The following is a 16,762-nucleotide window of genomic DNA, read 5'->3' as shown; positions in this document are numbered from 1 at the left end:
AGCAGCCGGACCGGCAACCAGACAGAGATTGAGGGTGAACATGAGTTACAAGCAGCTGACACCGGAAGAGCAGTACGTGATTCTGCGCAAGGGTACAGAGCGGCCCTTTACCGGCAAATATGACGACTTTTTCGAAACCGGCGTGTACACCTGCAAACAGTGTGGTGCGCCGCTTTACCGCTCGGAAGACAAATTCCCCTCCCATTGCGGCTGGCCCAGCTTTGATGACGAGATCGAGGGGGCGATTCGCCGTGAGGTGGATGCGGACGGACGTCGGACCGAGATCCTCTGCGCCAACTGCGACGGGCACCTCGGGCACGTTTTCGAAGGTGAAATGCTCACCCGCAAGAACGTGCGCCACTGCGTTAACTCCATTTCCATGGATTTTATCAGCGCTGAAGAGCTGGCCGACAAAGCGGGTGGTCACCTGAAAAAGGCGTATTTTGCCGGCGGCTGCTTCTGGGGCGTGGAACATCTGCTGCAGCAGGTTCCGGGCGTGGTTTCCGTGGTGTCCGGCTATATGGGCGGGCATGTGGAAAACCCAAGCTACGAGCAGGTGTGTTCGAAAACCACCGGGCACCTTGAGACGGTGGAGGTGCTTTACGATTCTGCCCAGACCGACTTCGAAACCCTGGCAAAACTGTTCTTCGAGATTCACGATCCGACCCAGGACAACGGCCAGGGGCCGGATATCGGTCCGCAGTACGCCTCTGCCATCTTTGTTAATGATGACAAGGAGCGTGGCATCAGCGACAAGCTGATCGGGCTGCTGGAAAACAAGGGGCTGGATGTGGTGACCCGGGTGCTGCCGATGCAAAAGTTCTGGCGTGCCGAAGAGTTCCACCAGGACTACTACGTGCGCACCGGTAAAACCCCTTACTGCCACAGCTATCAGAAGCGGTTCTGATGCTGGAGATATCACGCAGCGTTCAGATACCGGACGATGAGATCGAGCTGACCGCCATCCGCGCCCAGGGTGCGGGCGGTCAGAACGTCAATAAGGTGTCCAGTGCGATCCATCTGCGCTTCGATATCCGCGCTTCATCGCTGCCGGACTTCTACAAGGAGCGGCTGCTGAGTCTGAGTGATAACCGCATCAGCCAGGACGGTGTCATCGTGATCAAGGCGCAGCAGTTCCGTACCCAGGAGAAGAACCGGCTGGATGCTCTGGAGCGGCTGCGCGAGCTGATTCAGAGTGTCGCCAAGGTGCAGAAAGCACGGCGCGCCACCAAGCCCAGCCGCAGTTCGCAGAAAAAACGTATGGACAAGAAAACCCAGCGCGGCAAAACCAAATCGATGCGCGGCCGGGTCAAGGATTTCTAAGGCTGCAGCCGGTCGTCTGCAACGCTATACCTGGCGTCCAACTTACTGACTCCCCCGGTTGGCTCTGGTAGGGTCAGGTTCAGGACTTAGAAGCTTACCGAGGGACCCCATGCGAGTATCGATCTTTGCAACCGCGTTGGCCGCGCTGCTGAGCACCGGCCCTGTTTTTGCGGCAGCTGCCGATGACGCGGCGCTGGAAAACTACCTGCGCAGCAAGCACTACATGGACCGTTTGTTCAAACTTGGGCTCTACTGGGACCGCACAGTGCTCAAGCGACAGACACAGTGTGAACAGCAGTACGAGGTGGAACCCACCACCTTCATGCTGATGGATCCGCCGCTCTTTGAGCCGGGTAACCCGGTGCCGATGCGGGGCATCTGGCAGCAGCGTTTCCGTCTCAGTCGTTGTGGCGAGACGGTCACCTATAACGCCATAGCGGTCGCGAAACAGGGGAATGTGGAACTGCAGCCTCAGGTGCCGGGTGAGTCCCGTGCCGGCCCCAGTCTGATCAAGGATCTATACGAGCAGGCGGTTGCTGTCGAGTCATCACACCTGGCGGCGTCTCAGGGAGAGTGTAAAAAGGTGCTGGTCACCGACACCTGGGTCAGTCTGCCGCCGGCGGAACGCTTGATCGCCGGGAAGAAAGTACAGAATGTCTGGGAAGAGGTCTGGACCATGGACCGTTGCGGTGCCGACTTCAGGATGAGCTTCTGTTTTAAACCCAGCGCGCAGCAGGGCGGTGTGGACTGGGCACCACGTAACTGTGATTCCCTATTATAGCATCGCTTTATTAAACGCATTGACAGGATCTGGCGCGCTCGGTCAGCGGGTTATCTATACTGAATGGCATGGGCGCGGAGGTTAAGCGAATGAACAGAGTCAACGAGCAGGAGGTGAACAGTCGCGGCGGTTTGCGCTGGTTCTGGCTGGCGTTGACTGGTGTTGCACTCGGCTTGGCGATACTCGGTGCCATCCTGCCGGGCCTGCCGACGACGGTGTTTGTACTGATAGCCGCCTGGAGCGCGTCAAAATGTTCGCCGCGGCTGCGCAACTGGCTGGAAAATCACTCCCTGTTTGGAGAGCGCCTGCGTAACTGGGAGCAGGGCGGTGTGATCGACCGTAAATCCAAGATCACCGCCAGTATCGGCATGTGCCTTGCGGCGGTGATAGTGGTGTATGTGATCGGCCATCCGCTGCTGCTGATGCTGATTCTAGGCACCATCGGGGTGGGGGCGCTGGTGGTCTGGTCGCGTCCCGAACAGTTACCGGAGAGCTCCCGAAATTCCCGCTGCTAATCGGGCTGTTAATCCGTACGCTTTTCCCTTGCTTTGTCAGCGCTTTATCCGGGCTTGCCCTGTGGTTAGATGCTGTCCTGTGGCATAATGTCGGCCATACAGAGCGGTCTCTTCAAATCGTCAGTCCGCCTTCCGAATAACTCCCCCTCTTTATAGTTTCAGGTGTCTCCATTGCTGACCACTGCCAACATTACTATGCAGTTTGGCGCCAAGCCGCTGTTTGAAAACGTCTCCGTCAAATTTGGCGACGGTAACCGCTACGGCCTTATCGGCGCCAACGGCTGCGGTAAGTCCACCTTCATGAAAATCCTCGGTGGTGACCTGGAGCCGAGCAGCGGTAACGTTTCCACCGATCCGAACGAACGTCTCGGCAAGCTGCGCCAGGATCAGTTCGCTTACGAAGAATACAGCGTGATCGATACCGTCATCATGGGCAACGAAGAGCTCTGGGCGGTGAAGTCCGAGCGCGATGCCATCTACGCCAAGGCGGAGATGACCGAGGAAGACGGTATCCGCGCCGGTGAGCTGGAAGCGGAGTTCGCCGAGATGGACGGCTATACCGCCGACTCCCGTGCCGGCGAGCTGCTGCTGGGTCTGGAGATTCCTGTGGAACAGCACTACGGCCCGATGAGCGAAATCGCGCCGGGCTGGAAGCTGCGTGTGCTGCTGGCACAGGCGCTGTTCTCCGATCCCGATATTCTGTTGCTCGACGAGCCGACCAACAACCTGGATATCAACACCATCCGCTGGCTCGAGGGCGTACTCAATCAGCGCACCTGTACCATGGTGATCATCTCGCATGACCGTCACTTCCTGAACTCGGTCTGCACCCACATGGCGGATATCGATTACGGTGAGCTGCGCGTCTATCCGGGCAACTACGATGAGTACATGACCGCGTCGACCCAGGCGCGGGAGAAGATGCTCTCCGATAACGCCAAGAAAAAGGCCCAGATCGCTGATCTGAAATCCTTCGTCAGCCGCTTCTCCGCCAACGCCTCCAAGTCACGCCAGGCGACTTCACGGCTGAAGCAGATCGACAAGATCCAGCTGGAAGAGGTGAAACCGTCCAGCCGTCAGAACCCGTTTATCCGTTTTGAGCAGGCGAAGAAGCTGCACCGTACCGCGCTGGAAGTGGAAGGCCTGGCCAAGTCCTTCGATGAGCCGGTGTTTGCGGGCCTGAACCTGAATGTGGCGGTGGGTGAGCGGATCGCGATCATCGGCCCCAACGGTATCGGCAAGTCCACGCTGCTGAAGTGCCTGGTCGGCGATCTGGAACCGGATGCCGGCACTGTGAAATGGTCGGAAAACTCCGAGCTTGGCTACTACGCCCAGGACCACGCCCACGAGTTTGAAGAGGACAAGAACCTCTACGACTGGATGTCCTACTGGGGCAAAGAGGGCGATGACGAGCAGGTGATCCGTGGCACCCTGGGGCGTCTGCTGTTCTCGCAGAAGGAGATCGGCAAGTCGGTGAAGGTGATCTCCGGTGGTGAGCAGGGCCGCATGATTTTCGGCAAGCTGATCCTGCAGCAGCCCAACATCATGCTGCTGGACGAGCCCACCAACCACCTGGATATGGAATCGATCGAGTCGCTTAACCTGGCGCTGGAAAACTACCCCGGCACGCTGCTGTTCGTCAGCCACGACCGGGAGTTCGTCTCCTCACTGGCGACCCGTATCATCGAACTGACTCCCAATGGGGTCGTCGATTTCCACGGCGACTACGAAGAGTACCTGAAAAGCCAGGGAAACTGATTTAAGGCTCCGGTCAGTGGGCAGAGAACGCGGCTTCAGCTATCAGAGATAACTGAGCAGCGTTTCCTGCTCCACGGTGATCCGCACCGGCTGGCCTGCCGAGAGCAGCCGGTCAGTGAACAGTTTCACCGGGTGGCCATCTACCTCGGCTACCACCTCGTAACGATCATCGATATAGAGGCTACTGAGCACAGTGGCTTCTATCCCTTCACCCGTTTCAGCCAAACGTACCGCGCTGCGCGGAATCATCACCTCTGCGGTGGCATCAGGCCGGCCGGGCAGCACCCGGGCTGGCAGGATATTTCCGGCATCGAGAAAACGTGCCGCCCAGACATCCACCGGAGCGCGGAACAGCTCCTCCGGGCGCCCATACTGGTGGCAGACGCCATCCTTCATTAGCGCAATGCGATCCGATAAAAGCTGTGCCTCGCGCCGGTCGTGGGTGACGTTGACGCAGGTCTGGCCAAACTGCTGCGCAAGCATACGGATCTCCTGGCCCAGCTCCTCCCGCAGGTTGGCATCCAGGTTGGATAGGGGTTCGTCAAACAAGATCAGTGCCGGGCGGGCCGCAAGCGCGCGGGCGATGGAGACGCGCTGTTTCTGACCGCCTGACAGTTGTTCGGGCAGCTTGGCGGCCTGATCGGTCAGGCGCACGGCGCCGAGCACCTCGGTAATGCGGCTATCGATTTCGTGCCGCGGGAGCTTGAGCATTTTCAGTGGAAAGGCGATGTTCTTCGCTACGCTCATATGGGGCCAGAGTCCGTAATCCTGGAACACGAAGCCGAGGCGGCGCAGCTGCGGTGGCAGGATCAATCCTTTGTCGCAGTCCAAAAATTCCCGCTCACCGGCGCGGATCACACCGCTATCAGGTGTTTCCAGCCCGGCAATAATGCGCAGTAGCGTGGTTTTGCCGCAGCCGGAGGGACCGAGCAGTGTCATGATGCTGCCGGCTTCCACCTCCAGCGTAATGTCGCGCAGTATCTGGCTGGCGCCAAAGCTTTTTGAGACCTGTTTGATCACCAGTTGGCTCATCGGATCTTACCCCCGGGCAGACGCTGGCCCAGCAGGATAATCGAACCCGAGACCAGAATAGTGACCAGGCTCATCGCCATGCCGGCGTTGATGGAACCCTGGTCGAATTGATGGAAAACGTAGGTGGCGACGGTCTGCACCCCGGGCGGTGCCAGCATCAGCGAGCTGACCAGTTCCCGGGTCGAGATGGCAAAAACGATAAAGCCCGCCGCCAGTGCCACCGGTGCCAGCAGCGGCGTCAGTATGCGCAGGATCACCCGCGCTTCGCTGGCACCAGCGATGTACGCGGCATCATCCAGCGACTGCGGCAGCTGCTTCAGCGCTGCACTGAGCATGCGGATCGGGTAGGGCAGGGTCAGGCAGATATAGGCCACCAGCAGAATCGCCGAGCTGTTGTACGGTGTGACCGGCCAGAACGGTTGATTCCAGGTCAGGATCAGCCCCACGGCGATCGCCATGCCCGGAATCGCGTTGGGCAGGATCGACAGAAAATCGAGCAGTGCGGTGCCGCGGGTGCGCAGCCGTACCAGGGTGAAGGCCACCAGCACGGCGATGATGACGCTGCAGACGGCCGCCAGCAGTGCCAGGCCAAAGCTTGTAGTGATCGCTCCCCAGGCTTCGCTATCCAGGTCGAACAGGCCGGCCAGGTGTTTCAGGCTCATGTTTGAGAGTGCCAGTCCACCGGAGAGAGTATCCAGCATGGCACTGGCCGTGATGGTGAGCAGCGGCAGCAGCACGGCGAAGAAGAAGGTGCTGCCGAACAGAAGCAGATCGATGCTCCGCTGCACACCGTTTCTTTCCAGGGCGCGTGCTTCGACCTGCTGGTTATCGATGGCGGCGCTGAAACGGTTGGCCAAGCGCAGATGCATGCGGAAGGCGAAAAACGCGATCAGAATCAGAATGATCGACAGTACCGAGGCGCCGGGCAGGTCGATGGGCCAGTCGGAGAGCTTTTCATGGATCGAGGTGACGATCACGCGAAAGCCGAAACGGCTGCCGAGAATCTCCGGTGTGCCGAACTCCTCGATGGTCAGTACAAATACGATCAGGCCGCTGGAGAGCAGGGTGGGCAGCACCATCGGCAGATGAATACGGGTAAATATCTGCAGCGTGGAGCCGCCAAACACCCGGCCCACATCGCCGTAACGCCCGCCGATCACCGCGAACGCCTTGGACGTTGCCAGGTAGATCATCGGAAACAGATGCAGCGCCATCACCGTGACGATGCCGGGAAAGGAGTAGAGAAAACCGGCCAGGTTAAAGCCCAGCAGCTGCTCGCTGAAACCGTTGACCTGCAGCAGCTGCATCCATGAAAGCGCGCCGATATAGGGCGGAATCAGAAAGGGTACCATCAGCAGCGCGTCCCAGATCCGGCCGCTGCTTTCGGGCAACTGAGCGCGGCGATAGGCCAGTGGTAGCGCGATGGCTGCAGACAGCAGGGTCACGCCGAGCGATAGCGCCAGGGAGTTGAGCGTGGCGCCTATCAGGTGCGGGTCTGCCAGGTTGGGCAGAAGCGCACTGAACGGCTCCGTCAAAGACCACTCATTAATATGCGGGAACAGCGCGTACAGCAAAATCGCCAGCACCGGCAGTCCCACCAGTGTCAGCATGATGAGGGCGGCGACTCCGAGCAGCAGCGGTCGTAACGACCGCGTCTGCCCGGTGGTTGCCGCGACTATGGCCGGCGCGGTCATCTATTTTGCGGCCATGACTTCGGCAAACCTGCTCTGGGTATCGGCGGCGTGGGCAGCCGCTTCCCGGGCGTCGAAATCGATGATCTTCAGATCATTCCAGCCGGCGCGTTTGGCTTCGATATCGGTGCGCGATGGCAGGATATAGCGCTCGGCCACCAGTTTCTGACCCTGTTCGGACAGCACGAAATCGACGAACTGCTTGGCGGCATCCTGATGCTTTGAGGATTTTATGATCATGATCGGGCGCGGCGCCAGCACGGTGCCTTCGCTGGGATAGACCACTTCGATGCTCTCGCCCTTCTGTTTTGCGCCGATGGCGATGTAATCGACAGCACCGAAGACTGCGCTCTTGGCGCCCTGAAGCACCGGGTTCAGGGCTGCCTTGTTGGCACCGGGGATCAGAATCTCATTGGCAGCCAGCTGATCGAACAGATTCCAGGCCTTGTCGGCATCCAGCGTCACCAGACCCTGTACCAGGGTCAGCGCAGAGCCGGATTTGGACGGATCCGGCATGGTCACCTGGCCGCGATACTCCGGCAGCGTCAGGTCGGCCCAGTGCTGCGGAACTGCCATGCCCGATTTCGGGTTATAGGCGATCGCCAGTGCAGCGGCACCCTGGGCCACGTAGCTGTCGGTCTTCAGCGAAGCCGGTACATTGGCCGCGTTGGGCGAGGTGTAGGCGAGCAGATCCCCATCCTGTTCCAGGGTGATGGCGTGGCCCCAGGAGGCGGAGATCATCACGTCGGCGTGGGGGTTGGATTTCTCTGCCTGGTAGCGCGCCATGATCTTGCCGGCGGTGGACTGGAACAGCTCCACATCGATCCCCGTCTTTTCAGTGAACGCCTGGGCCAGCCCGCCGGAGAGCGGTTTGGGACCGGCGCTGTAGACGACCAGGGTTTCGGCGAAGGCGGGAATGGAAAGGGTGAGTCCGATCGCAAGACCGGCAACTAGCTTTTTCATTGGCTGCTCCATGCTCAGAACGTAGATGGTCGATAGGTTATTAATCGAACAATCATAGAACTGACATATGACCGCAGCGTGACCGCAGGGCAGCGTTGATAGTCTGGCGAGCCTGGGGGTAAGGGAGAGACCACCCGGAAGATACCGGGTGGTGGGTGGCGCTTTTAATGGCTGCCGGGCGGGTTCAGTCGTCGCCGAGCAGGCTATTCAGCTGGCTGTAGTTGTTTCTCAGCCACACCTTCATACGCTGGCGTTCCGCGATATTAGCGATCTCTTTGTTGTTGGCCGCAGCCCAGAAACTGGCGTTGGCGAAATCCACCTTGTGGGTCAGCTTCGGATGCAGTTTGCCCAGTTCAAATACATGTGCGCCGCGCTCTTCAGCGGTGCGATAGGCCTCGGAATCCTGCAGCTCGCTGAAGTCGCTACCGCGTCCCAGGTTTTTAACAACCACGAACTGAAGTTCAGGCTGGGTGTAGCGCGCTAGCGCCGTTTCCAGCAGGTCTACAGAGTCGGCGCCGTCATCCATCACGTGCCAGAGATGCACCTTGTAACCCAGCTCGTCGAGCAGGCCGAAGACATCGGTCTCTTCGATCCATTCGCCCAGGCGTGCGGAGGTCTGGGCCGCAAGGTCGATAATCAGATCGTGATCGGGGCTGGATTCGCTGGCCTCCAGGATACCGTCGAGGCTGTCATCCTCACCGACGATGACAGGTGATGCGAACTCACCGTAGAAGCGCGAAAAAGTGCCGTGTGAAGCGTCGGAGTCGAAACCGAGAAACGGACGCTGCTGATCGATGTAGTACTGAGCCAGCAGTCTTGCGGTCATCGATTTACCGACGCCGCCTTTTTCACCGCCGATGAAATGAACGTTGCTCATGTGCTTTCCCTGTTAATGCAAGTCGAGGTGTAGTCTGCAGATGAATGCAGGATGTGCTTTGGCACATTCATCCGATCATACCCTAATCCTGTTGCAATACGGTGGCTTCATTGCGCAGCAAGCGCGAAGGTTTAAGACAACAGGCTGCGTATGAATGAAAACGTTGTTGTTTGCCGTCGGGCCGGGCTGTCGATGTCAGCTATCGGATGCCCGGCCGATCAGTGCGGCAAGTGCCAGAGGCAGACCCTGGTGCCCCTTCTCGGGCGGTGGTGCATAGCTGCCGGCACTGCGCACCTGACTTCCCGCCAGGACCTGCACCTGTGCCTGGCGCACGGCACAGCTGACGCCATCGAGCACGGGTACCGGTATCTGTTCCGATACGGAGCGCGCCAGTCCTGCCAAGGGAGCGCCGGCCATAATGAGGCAATCGGCGCCATCCTGCTCGATCGCTTCATGAGCCAGGGCGATCAGGCGGGTGCCCTGGTCTTGCTGGACAGTTCCAATATTGGCAAGCGATTCGCTGAGTGAACGGATACTGCTGAGCCGGCTGCCAAAGCCCTGCTGCTCGGCTGTTTCGCGGTACCAGCTTTTGATGCGGTTCGAGATCGCGATGATCGAGCAGCGGCCGCCATAGAGGGCAGCACTGGCCAGCGCCGCTTCGGTCATGCCGATGACCGGGCAGGGCAGCATTTCGCGTATTGCTTCCAGGCCAGGATCGCCAAAAGCGGCGATGATGACAGCGTCGTAATCGGCGTAGTGCTCAGCAGCGAGCTGCATGGCGGCATAGCCGCCTATGAGGGCCTCGGCTCGGGTCTCAATATAGGCAACGCCAAATGGCGCGGTCATCACCTCGATGCTTGTGCCTGGCATCAGGCAGCGCTCGGCTTCCGTGCGGATCAGGTCGCTGACGGAAGTGGAGATGTTGGGATTTATTATTAGCAGTTTCATTCGCTTTCCTGGGAACTCAGTAGCCCAGCGCTGTCGGCAGCGCGGTTACGATTTGAGGGAAGGTAAGGCACAGGCCCAATACAAAATACTGGAACAGAATGAATGGCCAGGCACTGCGAATCAGTGTCTGCAGGCGCACGCCCGATACGCCGCACATGACGAACAGCAGCACACCCACAGGTGGCGTCATCATCCCGATCACCAGGTTGAAGACAAACAGGAAACCGAACAGCAGCGGGTCAATACCGTAGGAGAGTGCTACCGGGGCCAGCAGCGGAACCAGCATGATGTAGGCGGCGTTGGACTCGATGAACATGCCTACAACCAGCAGCAGCGCCATGACGATCAGGATAAAGATGGTCGGACTGTCGGTCAGGCCCTGAATCCAGCTCGACAGTCGCATCGGTACCAGATCGATGGTGAAGGCGAAGGTCAGGGTCGAAGCGAAGGCGATCAGTGCGCCGACCATGGCTGCGGTAATTGCCGCGTGGAACATCGCTTTGGGCAGGTCCGACAGGCGCAGTTCCCGGGTGACGAAAAAGCCCATTACCAGCGCATAGACCACGGCGATTGCCGCGCCTTCGGTGGCGGTGAATGCACCCGCCACGATGCCGCCGACAACGATAACCGGCATCAGCAGGATCGGCAGGGCACGCACGGTCTGGCCGGCGATCTGTTTCATATCCAGGGAGTGTTCACTCAAGGGGTAGCGTCTGCGCCAGGCAATCAGGCTGGCCAGCGCCATAAAACCCAGGGTCAGAATCAGGCCCGGCACGACACCTGCCATGAACAGGCCGCCCACGGATACGGTAGAGCCCGCCATCAGTGCATAGACGATCATCGCGTTACTGGGAGGAATAATCGCACCGAGGTTGGCGGCGGAGGCGATGACGGCACAGCTGTAACCGGAATCGTATTGTTTGCGCATTGAGGGGACCAGTGTGCTGCCCAGGGCGCTGGCACTGGCCGCCGCGGCACCACTGACCGCGGCCAGGATCATGCCTGCGACGATGGCCACGTGTGCCAGGCCACCGTGTACACGGCCGATCAATGCGTTGGAAAAATCGACCAGGCGCTGAAGTATCCCGGCAGCGACCATCAGTTCGCCGGCAAGCATGAACAGTGGAATCGCCATCAATGGGAAATTATCGATGGCGTGCATCATACGCTGCGGCATGATTGCCAGGTTCATATCCCCGATCAGAAGACCGGCCAGGGAAGAGAGCCCCAGCGCAAAGGCCAGTGGCATTCCCAGCAGTGCCAGGACGATAAAGCTAAGGATAATAGTCAGGCTCATGGTGCCTCCGGAGTCTCAACCCTGCTGTCTTCCAGCAACATCAGGAGCAGGTGCAGAGAAGCGTGAATGGAGCAGATCAGCACCGGTATGTAGTAGACCGCCGCCGTGACATCGAGGGTCGGCATCAGCTCCTGCCACTTGTCGCCGATCGCGCCGATGGACAGCCAGCTCAACGCCAGCATCAGCACCAGACTGAGCAACGTGGTCAGGCGCCAGCACCAGTGCTTTAACCAGCCGGGCATGACATTGATGAGTGCGTCGATGCCGACATGGACGCCGCGTGATATCCCCTGAGGCAGGGCGAGAAAGATAGTCCAGACAAAAAACAGGCGTGACAGCTCAGCCGCCGAGTCGATCGACGACGACAGCACATAACGCATGAACACCTGGACCGACACCAGTGTTGCCATCAAACCGAAGGCCACTGCGATAGTGATGAATGACAGCCGGTCAATCCGCGCAACCACTGCTTTCAGGCCGCGAAGGAAAGGAGCGCGGGCATCTGCCCGGCTCCCGGTTGTTGCGCCGTTCACTTTGCCAGTTCCGCTTCAACTTGGTCGATGATTTCGGCACCCAGCTTTTCGCGCAGACTCTCCTTGATGCTGGCACTGCGCTTGCGCAGTTCGGCACGGGTTTCGGCGGAGATCGGGGTGAACTCCATGCCAGCGTCGATCAGCGCCTCGCGGGCCTGCTCATCTTCGGTGGCCGCCTGCTCACGCTGCCAGCTGACCGCTTTGGCCAGTGCTGCGCGCACCGCTTCCTGTTTCTCGGCGTTCAGCGAATCGAAGCTGTCCTTGTTAGCCAGTATCACGATGAAGTCGTAGAAATGTTTGGAATCGGAAAGGTACTTCTGCACTTCGTTGAAACGCTTGGTGTGGATGATGCTGTAGGGGTTTTCCTGTCCATCGAGTACGCCCTGCTGCAACGCACCGTAGAGTTCTTTGACATCCATGGAAACCGGGTTCGCGCCCAGTGCCCTGAAAGTAGAAAGATGGGTCTCGTTAGGCTGCAGACGGATCTTCAGACCTTCCAGGTCATCGGCGCTTGTGATCGGGCGCTGGTTGTTGGTGATATTGCGAAAGCCCAGTTCCATGTAGCCAAGGGCGGTGAAACCCTTCTTGGCCAGCAGCTCGTTGAATTTGTCACCAACCGGGCCATCGATCAGCTGAAATGCCTGCTCGCGGCTATCGAAGGCAAAGGGAAGGCTGACCGCTTCCAGCTCGGGCACTATGCGTGAGACATAGGCGATACCGATCCAGGTGCCAAAGACAGCGCCGGAGCGCACCTGGTCCACGTTCTCCTGGGCGCCACCGAGCTGCATGGCCGGGAACAGCGCTGCGTCGAGGTCGACATCGGCTTTCTCCAGCTCGGTTTTGAAGATCTCCATCGCACGGCTGCTGGAATGGTCGGCGGCGAAGTTACCGCCCAGGCGCAGGGTCTGTGCCTGGCTCAGAGCCGGTACAGTAAGCCCTGCACACAACAGTGCCAGGGAACAGCCTTTCAGGAGAGTCTGTTTGATCTGCATGGAGTGAACTCCTTCCAATGTATTTTAGTTAGTTTTGTTAATTAGAGTTGTCAGTTAGTTCGTTTGCTTGAAGGCATCCAGGAAACGCACCGCTGTGGAGCCTTCGGCTTCGGCGTCAAGTGTGACGTTGACCCTGTCGAAACCGTCTACTGCCACCCTGAAATGGTCGCCAGGGGCCAGTAGGTGCATACCCGCCCAGGTGCCAGTAGCGATGACGGTTCCTGCGGTCAGAGGCGTGCCGTATAGGGCAACACTGAGGTTGGCCAGCCAGGGCAACGCCGCCAATGGATGATCCAGCGGGTGAGTGAGTAGCCCTTCGCTGATAAGGGTGTCGTTGATACTGATTGCTGGCGCAATCTGTTTAAGTTCGTCCTTCCAGCCTGCAATGGGTTTGCCCATAAGGAGGAAGCCACGACTCATCTGCTGATCCGCCAGCCGATAGGTCAGAGGAAGTTCCTGCCAGTTCTCTGCCCGCAGATCGCACACCTCTATGGCCAGGTAAACCTCGGCGACCGCAGAGCAGGCATCCGCCAGGGTGCAGCCCGGCTCAAGTGTCCGCCCCAGGCGCACAGCCAGTTCAACCTCAAGTGCGGTGAAGTTGCAGGCATCGTCGCTGAACAGCTGGACAGGAGTGCCGCCTGGAACCTGTCGTACCAGCGAGTCGGTAACTCCAGCCCCCGTTGAGCCCCCCTTGGGGCCGCCCAGCTTCCAGAATTTGGGGCCGGTTTCGTCGAACCAGTTAAGGGCTTCCGCAACCTTCTGCTGAACACGGTATGCGCTGGGGAAGTCTGCGGGGGCAAGCTTCGTTGCCTGCTCGGTACTCATTGCAGAACCGGTCGTCCAGGCTTCACTCAAAAGATCGATCAATGGGTTGGTCATCAGCTGATCTCCCTGAAGAAAGGCGAGTGGGTGACTTTGGGGCGTGCAGGCTCTGGTCGCTCGCAGGGCAGGAATTCACCAAGGCCTTCATGGCCGAGGTATTGTCCATCCTTCCAGAGGATCCGGCCGCGACTTAGGGTGATGGCGGGCCAGGCGTTCAGATGGATCCCCTCGTAGGGGGTGTAGTCCACGTTATGGTGAAGATCGTTATTGCGGATGACCCTGTGGGTATCGTTATCCCAGATCACCAGGTCGGCATCGGCGCCCACAGCAATTGAACCCTTGCGCGGATACAGGCCGTACATCTTGGCCACGTTGGTGGAGGTCAGTGCGACGAACTGCTGAATGCTGATCCGTCCGCTAAGCACGCCGTGAGAAAACAGCAGCGGCATGCGGGTCTCGACCCCGGGAATACCGTTGGCGACCTTGTCGAAGCTGGGTTCAGAGCCTGCAGCCTGTTTGCCCTTGTCGTCCGCAAACCTGAAAGGCGCGTGATCGGAGGAGAACAGGTCGAAGGTGCCAGACTCCAGCGCATTCCAGATCACCTGCTGGTTACCTTTATCGCGCGGCGGCGGACTGCAGATGCACTTGGTGCCCTCGTAGTCATCATCGCCCCCCAGGTCCTCGGCACTGAGGAAAAGATACTGCGGACAGGTCTCACCATAGATCCTCAGGCCTTTGCTCTGCGCCCACTGGATCTGTTCCACAGCCTCCCGTCCGGAGACATGCACGATCAGGATCGGTACATCGACCAGTTCGGCAAAACTGATAGCCCGGTGGGTCGCTTCGCGTTCCACCAGCATCGGTCGCGATTCGGCATGGTACTTGGGTGCGGTATGGCCCGCCTTGAGCAGGCGCTCGGTCATCCAGGCGATGCAGTCGGCGTTTTCGGCATGCACCATCACCATCGCACCCTGATTGCGTGCCACCGCGAGCACATCGATAAACTCCCGGTCAGATAGCTTCAGATCGTCATAGGTCATGTAGATCTTGAAGGAGGTATAACCCGCGGCGATCAGCTCGGGCAGCTCTCGACTCAGTACCTCCTCGGTCGGGTCGCTGATGATCATATGGAAGGCGTAGTCGATACAGGCTTTCTCGCCGGCCCGGCGGTGATAGTCGGCAACGGCGTCTTTCAGACTCTGGCCGCGCTGCTGCAGGGCGAAGGGGATGACCGTCGTGGTACCGCCGCAGACCGCTGAGCGGGTACCACTGAGAAAGTCGTCCGCCATCTCGGTACCGTCATTGGTGGGCTGATCGAAATGGCAGTGGCCATCGATGCCGCCAGGTGTGACCCAGGCGCCGGCGGCGTCGATCTCCTCGTGCCCCGCGGGCAGCGCTTTTCCGAGAGCCTCGATAACACCGTTACGGATGCCGATATCGGATTCAAAGGTATCGGCCGCGGTCGCACAGCGGGCGTTACGGATCACAAGGTCGAAAGCTTGGCTCATTACCTGGCCTCCTGAAAGAAGCGGCCCCACCCCTGGATGCCGGTGGTGTCATAACCGGTTTCACGCAGCATTTTCCAAACAACGGTTGAAGTGGTGTCGATGACGGGAATACCGAAACGACGCTCCCACTCTTCCGCCAGCTGGGCCGAGCGCAGGTTGGTGCAGTAGAGCAGGATCGCCTGCGGGGCTGCCTCAGCGACCTGTTGCACAGAGTCGGTCAGGGTGTCGGTGGTGACTTCGGAGAAACTGAAGTTGTCACTGATATCCAGATGGCGCTCGGCCACGCAGTCGATGCCGATGTCACGGTAGTTGTCGATGATTCTCTGCTGGACGTCGTCCGTGTAGGGCGATACCAGGGCAATGCGGGAGATGCCGAGACGGTTCAGCACTTCATTGAGCGCAAGAATGGAGGAGGTGGCGCGAATTCCGGTGACCTCCTCTATGGCTGCGCACAGGCGCTGATCCTGTTCGAACCCCAGCCAGCCGGCTGCGGTGCCGCTCCAGCCGATCATGTCGACACGGGCATCAGCCAGCAATCGGGCAGCTTCAAGAACCGGCGTCTGGTCGAACTGGTTAAGGCCTTTCTCGTCCAGCGTTATCTGGGTAACGCGAAAACGGGAAAAGTGTGCGCTGACCCCATCGGCCTGGCTCAGTAGCTGGCTGGTGAGGGGTTCAAGGGCTGTATTTGAAGAGGGGGTCAGTACCCCCAGCAGGGTACGCGGATCCGGTTTGATTGATGCGGCTGACGACATACTTATCCACTCATTTCGTAACGGATTGAATTAACCTTAAACGGTAAATTCAAATATTGCACATTTAATTGTCAAAAATATTGTATGCAATAATGTTAAGCAGAAAGCGTGCCAGAGGTGCTTGTAGAGGTTGGGTAGAGAAGAGGCTAAGGGCGAAAGGTGCTTCTTCGCCCTTTAATAGGGAAGGAGGGAATCAGCCCAGAACCTTGTCCCAGTCGACCTGATCGTCGTCTGAACGGCCGTCCAGGTTGAGGGCGTTTTCAATGTGTTCCAGGTGGTGTTGCATCAGTGCGATGGCGCTTTCCTCGTCGCCGGTCTCGATCGCCTCGACGATTCTGTCATGCTCATCCTCCGGGCATGCCGGGGTCTGCGGAACGTCATAGAGGGCAATGATCAAGCAGGTCAGGGGGCAGAGCTCGGTCATCATTTTGTCGATATAACGGTTGCCGCTCAGGCTCGCCAGCAGCATGTGAAAGTCACCGGAAAGGCGGATGATCGCGCGCCGGTTGGAGCTGGCGCGAGCCTCTTTTTCAGCCTGGAGGTGGAGTTTTAACTGTTTGATATCATTCTTGTTTGTTCTTGAGATTACGCCGCGAATGATCTCGGGTTCCAGCACCCGTCGCAGGGCGAATACTTCTCGTGCTTCCTGAACGGTCGGGCTGGCAATAAAGGCGCCGCGATTGGGTAGCAGCCTCACCAGCCCGCTTTCGGCAAGGATGGTAAGCGCCTGGCGGATCTTCGTGCGTGAAACCTTGAACGCTTCGGCCATGCGTGATTCGGACAGCTTGCTGCCCGGCGCGATGCGATGCTCCATCACCGCGTTGGTGATGGTTTCGGCGATCTTCTCCGCCTGGGTTTTGTTGGCGTCGGCAACCGGCATTCTGAGTACCTGTATGGATGTAAATAGAATCGGAAAAATTGTGTTCCAGCGATTATAACTTTATTTACAGCAATCTGGAGGACGATTTTG

Annotated in this window: 17 protein-coding genes; 5 read left to right on the top strand and 12 right to left on the bottom strand. The window is 58.9% G+C overall.

Going from position 1 to position 16,762, the window contains the following annotated elements; genetic code table 11:
• The first annotated feature begins 40 nt into the window (after nucleotides 1-40).
• The 5 genes from ACQUQP_RS18920 to ACQUQP_RS18900 all read left to right on the top strand — a co-directional run bounded on the left by ACQUQP_RS18920 (nucleotide 41) and on the right by ACQUQP_RS18900 (nucleotide 4,377).
• The gene (locus ACQUQP_RS18920; RefSeq protein ID WP_432696585.1) at nucleotides 41-907 is read left to right on the top strand and encodes a bifunctional methionine sulfoxide reductase B/A protein; all 867 of its coding nucleotides are present in this window, start codon (nucleotides 41-43) and stop codon (nucleotides 905-907) included.
• Nucleotides 907-1,323, top strand: a complete 417-nt coding sequence (gene arfB, locus ACQUQP_RS18915; protein ID WP_432696584.1) for an alternative ribosome rescue aminoacyl-tRNA hydrolase ArfB — start codon at nucleotides 907-909, stop codon at nucleotides 1,321-1,323. The genes ACQUQP_RS18920 and arfB overlap by 1 nt, the downstream gene beginning before the upstream one ends.
• Before the next feature lie 109 nt (nucleotides 1,324-1,432).
• Complete coding sequence (locus ACQUQP_RS18910) at nucleotides 1,433-2,104, top strand: hypothetical protein (protein WP_432696583.1); 672 nt, start codon at nucleotides 1,433-1,435, stop codon at nucleotides 2,102-2,104.
• An 89-nt stretch (nucleotides 2,105-2,193) separates the two neighbouring features.
• Nucleotides 2,194-2,619, top strand: a complete 426-nt coding sequence (locus tag ACQUQP_RS18905) for a YbaN family protein (protein WP_432696582.1) — start codon at nucleotides 2,194-2,196, stop codon at nucleotides 2,617-2,619.
• A gap of 171 nt (nucleotides 2,620-2,790) precedes the next feature.
• The gene (locus tag ACQUQP_RS18900) at nucleotides 2,791-4,377 is read left to right on the top strand and encodes an ABC-F family ATPase (protein ID WP_432696581.1); all 1,587 of its coding nucleotides are present in this window, start codon (nucleotides 2,791-2,793) and stop codon (nucleotides 4,375-4,377) included.
• Nucleotides 4,378-4,419: 42 nt separating this feature from the next.
• Here ACQUQP_RS18900 and ACQUQP_RS18895 read toward each other — a convergent pair whose 3' ends face one another.
• The 12 genes from ACQUQP_RS18895 to ACQUQP_RS18840 all read right to left on the bottom strand — a co-directional run bounded on the left by ACQUQP_RS18895 (nucleotide 4,420) and on the right by ACQUQP_RS18840 (nucleotide 16,672).
• Nucleotides 4,420-5,409 carry an ABC transporter ATP-binding protein gene (locus ACQUQP_RS18895; RefSeq protein WP_432696580.1) on the bottom strand — a complete coding sequence of 330 codons (990 nt, stop codon included), beginning with the start codon at nucleotides 5,407-5,409 and terminating at the stop codon, nucleotides 4,420-4,422.
• Nucleotides 5,406-7,103 carry an ABC transporter permease gene (locus ACQUQP_RS18890; RefSeq protein WP_432696579.1) on the bottom strand — a complete coding sequence of 566 codons (1,698 nt, stop codon included), beginning with the start codon at nucleotides 7,101-7,103 and terminating at the stop codon, nucleotides 5,406-5,408. The genes ACQUQP_RS18895 and ACQUQP_RS18890 overlap by 4 nt, the downstream gene beginning before the upstream one ends.
• A complete protein-coding gene (locus tag ACQUQP_RS18885; RefSeq protein ID WP_432696578.1) occupies nucleotides 7,104-8,063 on the bottom strand; it encodes an ABC transporter substrate-binding protein in 960 nt (319 codons plus the stop codon).
• A gap of 184 nt (nucleotides 8,064-8,247) precedes the next feature.
• On the bottom strand, nucleotides 8,248-8,940 hold the full coding sequence (locus ACQUQP_RS18880; protein ID WP_432696577.1) for a mobilization protein: 693 nt from the start codon (nucleotides 8,938-8,940) through the stop codon (nucleotides 8,248-8,250).
• Nucleotides 8,941-9,135: 195 nt separating this feature from the next.
• Nucleotides 9,136-9,888 (bottom strand): aspartate/glutamate racemase family protein, encoded by a 753-nt coding sequence (locus tag ACQUQP_RS18875; RefSeq protein WP_432696576.1) that lies wholly within the window; start codon nucleotides 9,886-9,888, stop codon nucleotides 9,136-9,138.
• Between the two features lie 16 nt (nucleotides 9,889-9,904).
• Nucleotides 9,905-11,185 carry a TRAP transporter large permease gene (locus tag ACQUQP_RS18870; protein ID WP_432696575.1) on the bottom strand — a complete coding sequence of 427 codons (1,281 nt, stop codon included), beginning with the start codon at nucleotides 11,183-11,185 and terminating at the stop codon, nucleotides 9,905-9,907.
• A complete protein-coding gene (locus ACQUQP_RS18865) occupies nucleotides 11,182-11,718 on the bottom strand; it encodes a TRAP transporter small permease (protein ID WP_432696574.1) in 537 nt (178 codons plus the stop codon). The genes ACQUQP_RS18870 and ACQUQP_RS18865 overlap by 4 nt, the downstream gene beginning before the upstream one ends.
• Nucleotides 11,715-12,710 (bottom strand): TRAP transporter substrate-binding protein, encoded by a 996-nt coding sequence (locus ACQUQP_RS18860; protein ID WP_432696573.1) that lies wholly within the window; start codon nucleotides 12,708-12,710, stop codon nucleotides 11,715-11,717. The genes ACQUQP_RS18865 and ACQUQP_RS18860 overlap by 4 nt, the downstream gene beginning before the upstream one ends.
• Before the next feature lie 54 nt (nucleotides 12,711-12,764).
• On the bottom strand, nucleotides 12,765-13,589 hold the full coding sequence (locus tag ACQUQP_RS18855) for a fumarylacetoacetate hydrolase family protein (RefSeq protein ID WP_432696572.1): 825 nt from the start codon (nucleotides 13,587-13,589) through the stop codon (nucleotides 12,765-12,767).
• Nucleotides 13,589-15,040, bottom strand: a complete 1,452-nt coding sequence (gene hydA, locus ACQUQP_RS18850) for a dihydropyrimidinase (protein WP_432696571.1) — start codon at nucleotides 15,038-15,040, stop codon at nucleotides 13,589-13,591. The genes ACQUQP_RS18855 and hydA overlap by 1 nt, the downstream gene beginning before the upstream one ends.
• On the bottom strand, nucleotides 15,040-15,792 hold the full coding sequence (locus ACQUQP_RS18845; protein ID WP_432696570.1) for a maleate cis-trans isomerase family protein: 753 nt from the start codon (nucleotides 15,790-15,792) through the stop codon (nucleotides 15,040-15,042). The genes hydA and ACQUQP_RS18845 overlap by 1 nt, the downstream gene beginning before the upstream one ends.
• 193 nt (nucleotides 15,793-15,985) lie before the next feature.
• Nucleotides 15,986-16,672, bottom strand: a complete 687-nt coding sequence (locus ACQUQP_RS18840) for a GntR family transcriptional regulator (RefSeq protein WP_432696569.1) — start codon at nucleotides 16,670-16,672, stop codon at nucleotides 15,986-15,988.
• Nucleotides 16,673-16,762: the final 90 nt, after the last annotated feature.

Source organism: Marinobacterium sp. YM272 (assembly GCF_050908845.1).
GTDB lineage: Bacteria > Pseudomonadota > Gammaproteobacteria > Pseudomonadales > Balneatricaceae > Marinobacterium_D.
This window is presented reverse-complemented; position numbering and strand designations above follow the sequence as displayed.

Bases quoted from the DNA above. Each gene is read 5' to 3' on its own strand.
- hydA (WP_432696571.1), bottom strand. From the start codon at position 15,040: ATGAGCCAAGCTTTCGACCTTGTGATCCGTAACGCCCGCTGTGCGACC.
- ACQUQP_RS18890 (WP_432696579.1), bottom strand. From the start codon at position 7,103: ATGACCGCGCCGGCCATAGTCGCGGCAACCACCGGGCAGACGCGGTCG.
- arfB (WP_432696584.1), top strand. From the start codon at position 907: ATGCTGGAGATATCACGCAGCGTTCAGATACCGGACGATGAGATCGAG.
- ACQUQP_RS18910 (WP_432696583.1), top strand. From the start codon at position 1,433: ATGCGAGTATCGATCTTTGCAACCGCGTTGGCCGCGCTGCTGAGCACC.
- ACQUQP_RS18895 (WP_432696580.1), bottom strand. From the start codon at position 5,409: ATGAGCCAACTGGTGATCAAACAGGTCTCAAAAAGCTTTGGCGCCAGC.
- ACQUQP_RS18920 (WP_432696585.1), top strand. From the start codon at position 41: ATGAGTTACAAGCAGCTGACACCGGAAGAGCAGTACGTGATTCTGCGC.
- ACQUQP_RS18905 (WP_432696582.1), top strand. From the start codon at position 2,194: ATGAACAGAGTCAACGAGCAGGAGGTGAACAGTCGCGGCGGTTTGCGC.
- ACQUQP_RS18860 (WP_432696573.1), bottom strand. From the start codon at position 12,710: ATGCAGATCAAACAGACTCTCCTGAAAGGCTGTTCCCTGGCACTGTTG.
- ACQUQP_RS18870 (WP_432696575.1), bottom strand. From the start codon at position 11,185: ATGAGCCTGACTATTATCCTTAGCTTTATCGTCCTGGCACTGCTGGGA.
- ACQUQP_RS18855 (WP_432696572.1), bottom strand. From the start codon at position 13,589: ATGACCAACCCATTGATCGATCTTTTGAGTGAAGCCTGGACGACCGGT.
- ACQUQP_RS18840 (WP_432696569.1), bottom strand. From the start codon at position 16,672: ATGCCGGTTGCCGACGCCAACAAAACCCAGGCGGAGAAGATCGCCGAA.
- ACQUQP_RS18880 (WP_432696577.1), bottom strand. From the start codon at position 8,940: ATGAGCAACGTTCATTTCATCGGCGGTGAAAAAGGCGGCGTCGGTAAA.
- ACQUQP_RS18885 (WP_432696578.1), bottom strand. From the start codon at position 8,063: ATGAAAAAGCTAGTTGCCGGTCTTGCGATCGGACTCACCCTTTCCATT.
- ACQUQP_RS18875 (WP_432696576.1), bottom strand. From the start codon at position 9,888: ATGAAACTGCTAATAATAAATCCCAACATCTCCACTTCCGTCAGCGAC.
- ACQUQP_RS18845 (WP_432696570.1), bottom strand. From the start codon at position 15,792: ATGTCGTCAGCCGCATCAATCAAACCGGATCCGCGTACCCTGCTGGGG.